General features: G+C 72.1%; 4 protein-coding genes. 3 read left to right on the top strand and 1 reads right to left on the bottom strand.

What is annotated here, in order from left to right; genetic code table 11:
* Together dnaE and VFW24_06025 are read left to right on the top strand one after the other, a co-directional pair.
* Positions 1-2,601: DNA polymerase III subunit alpha (gene dnaE / locus VFW24_06030; protein HEX5266313.1), on the top strand; the 2,601-nt coding region annotated here is incomplete at its 5' end.
* Positions 2,594-3,871, top strand: coding sequence for an alpha/beta hydrolase family protein (locus VFW24_06025; protein ID HEX5266312.1), 1,278 nt, complete (start codon positions 2,594-2,596; stop codon positions 3,869-3,871). The genes dnaE and VFW24_06025, both read left to right, overlap by 8 nt.
* On the opposite strand, the gene VFW24_06020 is transcribed toward VFW24_06025, so the two are convergent.
* On the bottom strand, positions 3,777-5,261 hold the full coding sequence (locus tag VFW24_06020) for a wax ester/triacylglycerol synthase family O-acyltransferase (protein HEX5266311.1): 1,485 nt from the start codon (positions 5,259-5,261) through the stop codon (positions 3,777-3,779). The two genes, VFW24_06025 and VFW24_06020, sit on opposite strands and share 95 nt — an antisense overlap.
* Before the next feature lie 71 nt (positions 5,262-5,332).
* Between VFW24_06020 and VFW24_06015 the strand changes: the two genes are divergently transcribed.
* Positions 5,333-5,615: hypothetical protein (locus VFW24_06015; protein HEX5266310.1), on the top strand; the 283-nt coding region annotated here is incomplete at its 3' end.

The following is a 5,615-nucleotide window of genomic DNA, read 5'->3' as shown; positions in this document are numbered from 1 at the left end:
CGGGGGGCGGCGGAGCGGTACGGGGACCCGATCCCCGCCGACGTGATGGAACGGCTCGGGTACGAGCTCTCGGTCCTCTCGGACATGGGCTTCTCGGCGTACTTCCGGGTGGTGTGGGACCTCATCCGCCACGCCCGGGAGTCCAACATCAGGGTCGGGCCCGGGCGGGGGTCGGCGGCGGGCTGCTGCGTGGCCTACTGCCTGCGGATCGTGGAGATCGACCCGATGCGCAACGGGCTGATCTTCGAGCGGTTCCTGAACCCGGGTCGCAAGTCGATGCCCGACATCGACATGGACTTCGACGAGCGCTTCCGGGGGGAGATGATCCGCTACGCCGCCGAGCGCTACGGCTGGGACCACGTGGCCCAGATCGTCACCTTCTCGACGATCAAGGCCCGGGCCGCGGTGCGCGACGCGGCCCGGGTCCTCGGGTACCCCTACGCGGTGGGGGACCGCATCGCCAAGGCCATGCCGCCGTTGGTGATGGGCCGCGACACTCCGCTGCGCGCCTGCCTCGAGCAGGACCCCAAGCACGCCGACGGGTACAAGGCGGCCGCCGAGCTGCGCGACATGTACGCGACCGATCCCGAGGCCAAGAAGGTGATCGACGTGGCCCGGGGGCTCGAGGGGCTGCGGCGCCAGGACGGGATCCACGCCGCCGCCGTGGTCATCACCCACGATCCACTGACCGAGTACCTGCCCATCCAGCGCAAGCCGGAGTCCGGTGGGGACCCGTCGTCGGCGCCCATCGTCACCCAGTACGAGATGCACGGGGTCGAGGACCTCGGCCTGCTCAAGATGGACTTCCTCGGGCTGCGCAACCTGTCGGTCATCGAGCGGGCCCTCGACCTCATCGACGAGTCCACCGGCCACCGCCCCGACATCGACTCGATCCCCCTCGACGACGACCCGACCCTGGCGATGCTGCGCCGGGGGGAGAGCATCGGCGTGTTCCAGCTGGAGGGTGGCCCGATGCGCGCTCTCGAGCGGTCGTTGGCGCCCACCTCCTTCGACGATGTGGCCGCCCTCGTGGCGTTGTACCGGCCCGGCCCGATGGCGGCCAACATGCACAACGACTACGCCGATCGCAAGAACGGCCGCAAGCCGATCACCTACCTCCACGCCGACATGGAGGAGCTACTCGGCGACACCTACGGGCTGATGATCTACCAGGAGAGCCTGATGCGCGTGGCCCAGCGCTTCGCGGGCTACTCGCTGGAGGAGGCCGACAACCTCCGCAAGGCCTGTGGCAAGAAGATCCGTGAGCTCATGGCCAAGGAGCGCGAGCAGTTCGTGGCGAGCTGCGAGCGCACGGGCTACGGCCAGGAGCTGGGCACGAGGCTGTTCGACATCATCGAGCCCTTTGCCGACTACGCCTTCCCCAAGGCGCACGCCTACGGCTACGGCCTGGTCGCCTACCAGACCGCCTGGCTCAAGGCCCACTACCCGGTGCAGTACCTCGCCGCCCTGCTGACCAGCGTCAAGGACGACAAGGACAAGACCGCCGTCTATCTGGCCGAGTGCCGGGCCCTGGCCGTCAAGGTCCTCGTCCCCGACGTCAACGTCTCCGAGTCCGACTTCGTGGCCCGGGGCCCGGTGGCCGACCTGCCCGGGCCGGGCTCGATCCCCTTCGGGCTGTCCGCGGTCCGCAACGTCGGAGAGGCTCTGGTGGGGCTGATCGTCTCCGAGCGGGAGAAGAACGGCCCCTTCGTGGACTTCTACGACTTCTGCGAGCGGGTGGACCCGATCGTGCTCAACAAGCGGGCCATGGAGTCGCTGATCAAAGCGGGCGCCTTCGACTCGCTCGGCCATCCCCGCAAGGGCCTGTGCCTCGTTTTCGAGCAGATCGTCGACCGCATGCTGGCCCGGCGTCGCGAGGCGGAGCAGGGCATCATGAGCCTGTTCGGGGGGCTGGAGGCCTCGGACTCCGGTGGGTCGGTGTTCGACGACAGCCGGGTGCCGATACCCGACCTGGAGTTCGACAAGTCCGAGAAGCTGGCGGCCGAGAAGGAGATGCTCGGGCTGTACATCAGCGATCATCCGCTGATGGGCGTGGAGGGCTCGCTGCGGCGCCTCGTCGACTGCACGATCGCCGAGCTGCGCGACCCGGCCCCCGGCCGCGAGGGGGAGGTCAAGCTGGTGGGAGGCGTGGTCACCGGCCTGTCCCGCCGCTACACCAAGCGGGGGGACCTGATGGCCACCTTCACGTTGGAGGACCTCCAGTCGGCCATCGAGGTCTTCGTGTTCCCCAAGACCATGCAGGAGTGGGGCAGCCTGCTGGCCGACGACGCCATCGTCTGCCTCAAGGGGCGGCTCGACAACCGCGACGACGAGCCGAAGCTCGTGTGCATGGAGGTCCGCCGGCCCGAGCTGGTCGTGAGCGGGGCGCGCGACCTGCGCATCGTGCTGCCGGTCGGCGCCCTCACCGACACCATCGTCACCCGGCTCAAGAACGTCCTGCTCGAGCACCCCGGTGCGTGCCCCGTGTACCTCCACGTCGGCCAGAAGGTGCTGCGGCTGCCACCCCAGTACAACGCCGACTCGAGCAACGGGCTGGCCGGGGAGCTCCGGGTGCTGCTGGGCGCCGACGCCCTTGTCTGAGCCGCCGTGGCGGGTGGCCCGGCGCTTCCTCCTCGACCCTCGCACGATCGGCGTGGCCCAGGCCGGCCCCCGGGCGGCGGCCTTCCTGGCGCGTAGCTGGTCGTACTCCCGGGGCGGAGGGCCGCCGGGCCACCCGCTCGCCGATGCCGGGGTCCAGCCGTCGGTCGGGCTGGCGGCCCAGGTCCTGCTCGACGAGGTCCTGATCTCGGCCATGCGCAATCCCCGCCTGTTCCCGCGCCGGGACGACTACCGGCGGGCCGGAGAGGAGATCGCCGCCGCCCGCCTGCTCTGGCAGGAGCGGGGCTGGCAGGACCGGCCGCTGTCGTACCACCGCGTCCCGCCGGTGCCGGACCAGGTGAGCGTGCGCGCCGAGTCCACGCTGGGGCAGCGCTTCGAGACCATCAGCTACCCCAGCGGCTACGAGCCCTGGCCCGACGAGCCCGGCCGGGAGCGCTGGTTGAGCCGGACCGCCAACCGGACCGCCCACGCCTACGTGGTGCGCCACCGGCGCCCCGGGCGCCCCTGGCTGGTCTGCATCCACGGGTTCGGGACGGGGCGGGCCCCGCTGGACCTGCGCGCCTTCCGGGCCCGGCATCTGGCGCGCGACCTCGGCCTCAACCTGCTCCTGCCCGTCCTGCCCGTGCACGGCCCCCGGCAGGAGCCGGGCGCCGAGACCGGCGAGGGATTCATGTCGGTCAACCTCGTCGACTCGGTCCACGGGCTGGCCCAGTCGGCGTGGGACGTGCGCGCCGCCATCCGGTGGATCCGGTCCCATTCGGGGGACGTGCCGGTGGGCATCTACGGGATCTCCCTCGGTGGTTACGTCACGGCCCTGACGGCGTCGGTCGAGGAGGGCCTGGCGTGCGCCATCGCCGGCATCCCGGCCACCGACATGCCGGACCTGTACCGCCGCCACAGCCCCCCGGTCGTGCGCCACCGCGCCGTCGAGTCCGGCGCTCTCGGTCCCGACGCCGACGCCGTGTGCTCGGTCGTGTCCCCGCTGGTGCTGGACCCGCTGGTTCCCTTCGAGCGCCGCTACGTCTTTGCCGGCCTGGGGGACCGGATGTCGAACTTCGACCAGGCCCACCGGCTGTGGCTGCACTGGGGCCGGCCCCGCCGGACCTGGTACCCCGGGGGCCACATCGGGTTCTTCTGGGCCGGCGGGGTGGGTGACTTCATCGACGGGGCGCTGACCGAGTCCGGCCTGACGGCGCGGCCGTCCGCCGCCGCGCCGGCGCCGGGTCCGCCGACTGCTTGGCCCGGGACTTGAGCTCCTCCAGGGCCCCGTCCACGAACCCGGCCATGTCCCCCAGGTCCGGGATCAGCTCCCGGCAGGCCAGGAAGCCGAAGCCGACGGTGTCCATGTAGGACAGAACGGTCATGTTGAGGCCCATCCCGTCGAAGACCGGCCCGAGCGGGTACAGGGCCACCAGCCGGCCCCCGGCCAGGTACAGCGGGATCGGTGGCCCGGGCACGTTGGACACGATGAAGTTGAGGGCCGGGGGGTGCCGATCGGCCAGCTCCATCCGCGAGTACAGCCGCACGGCCAGGCCGAAGAGCCGGGGACCGGTGAACTCGGTCCAGTTGGTGAGCACGTCGGCGCCCACCGCCCGGAACTCCTCCTTGGCGTTGCGGGTGCCGTCGTGGATGCGCTGCAATCGCTCCAGCGGGTCGTCCACGTCGGTGGCCAGCGAGACGAACATGGCGGAGATCAGGTTGGCGCCGAACCCCCCACCACCCCCACCGTCGTCGTCGCGCGTGGACACGGGAACGCCTGCGACCAGAGGACGGTCGGGCAGGGCGTCGTGATGCTCGAGCCAGCGCCGCACCGCCCCGCCGCAGATCGCCAGGATCACGTCGTTGACGGTCGTCCCGAAGGCGTGCCTGATCATCTGCACGTCGGCCATCGAGACCGAGCAGAACGCGACCCGGCGGTGGGCGGTGATCGGGGCGTTGAAGGGAGTGGGGGGAGCGGTGAACGGGGTCGCCATGCCCTTGGCCCCGGGGCGCAGTCTCCGCCGCACGAGCTCGGCCCCGGCGCGCGCCGTGTCGGCCACGGCCCGGGGCAGCAGCAGAGGCCGGCGGGCGCGCGACCACAGGCCCCACAGCAGCAGCTCGAGGTCGGCCGGGGCGGGCTGGGGCTCCGGGGCCGGCTCCACGGGCACCGGGGGCGGGTCGGGCTCGAGGTCGAACAGGTGCATCATGAGGTTGGCGCCGGACACGCCGTCGATCGTCGAGTGGTGCATCTTGGCGACGAGGCCGACGTGGCCCTCCTCGAGGCCCTCCACGAACCACATGTCCCAGAGGGGCCGGTTGCGGTCGAGGGGCCACCCGGCAATCTGACCCGCCAGCTCCGCCAGCTCGCCCGGCCCACCCGGGGCGGGGACGGCGACGCGGTGGAGGTGGGCCTCGAGGTCGAAGTCGGCGTCCTCGACCCAGATCGGGTGGGCCACGTCGAAGGGGACCCGGGCCAGCTTCCTCGTGAACGCCGGAGCCCGGCCCAGGCGCCCCCGGACGTACTCGCGCATGCGGTCGAAGGAGTAGGGCTCCTTCATCGTCGACGGGTCGAACACCAGCACCCCGGTCATGTGGGTCTGGTTGGAGGGCGTTTCGACGTACAGGAAGGTCGCGTCCAGTCCACTGAGTCTCTCGATGGTCATCGCTGGCGCCCCTTCGTGGTCCCGGCCGCGCAGGTTACCGACGGCGCCGTCCCGATAGCCTCCCGGGCCCTATGACGGTGCATCGGAGCGGGCGGATCGGCGGACGGTGCCCGGACCCGTCCCCGTCACGGCCGGCCGCGATCGCGTTGCTCGTCGTGCTGGCCCTGTTGGCGGCGGCCTGTGGCGCGCGCGTCCAGCCCTACCTGGGCGCCGGTCAGGCCGGGGTCACCCCCGGGGCCGGAGGCCAGACCGCGGCCGGGGGCGCACCTTCGGCCGGCGGAGGCGCGGCCGCCCCGGGGGCCACCAGCGGCGCCGCCCCCGCGCTCGGTTCCTCGGGGCCCGCCGCGCCGGGGA

Source organism: Acidimicrobiales bacterium (genome assembly GCA_036273495.1).
Taxonomy (GTDB): Bacteria; Actinomycetota; Acidimicrobiia; order Acidimicrobiales; family JAJPHE01; genus DASSEU01.
Note: the sequence above shows the minus strand (reverse complement) of the source record. Positions and strands in the feature narration are given on the sequence as shown.

Coding starts and splice junctions, on each gene's coding strand:
- VFW24_06020 (HEX5266311.1), bottom strand. CDS start 5,261: ATGACCATCGAGAGACTCAGTGGACTGGACGCGACCTTCCTGTACGTC.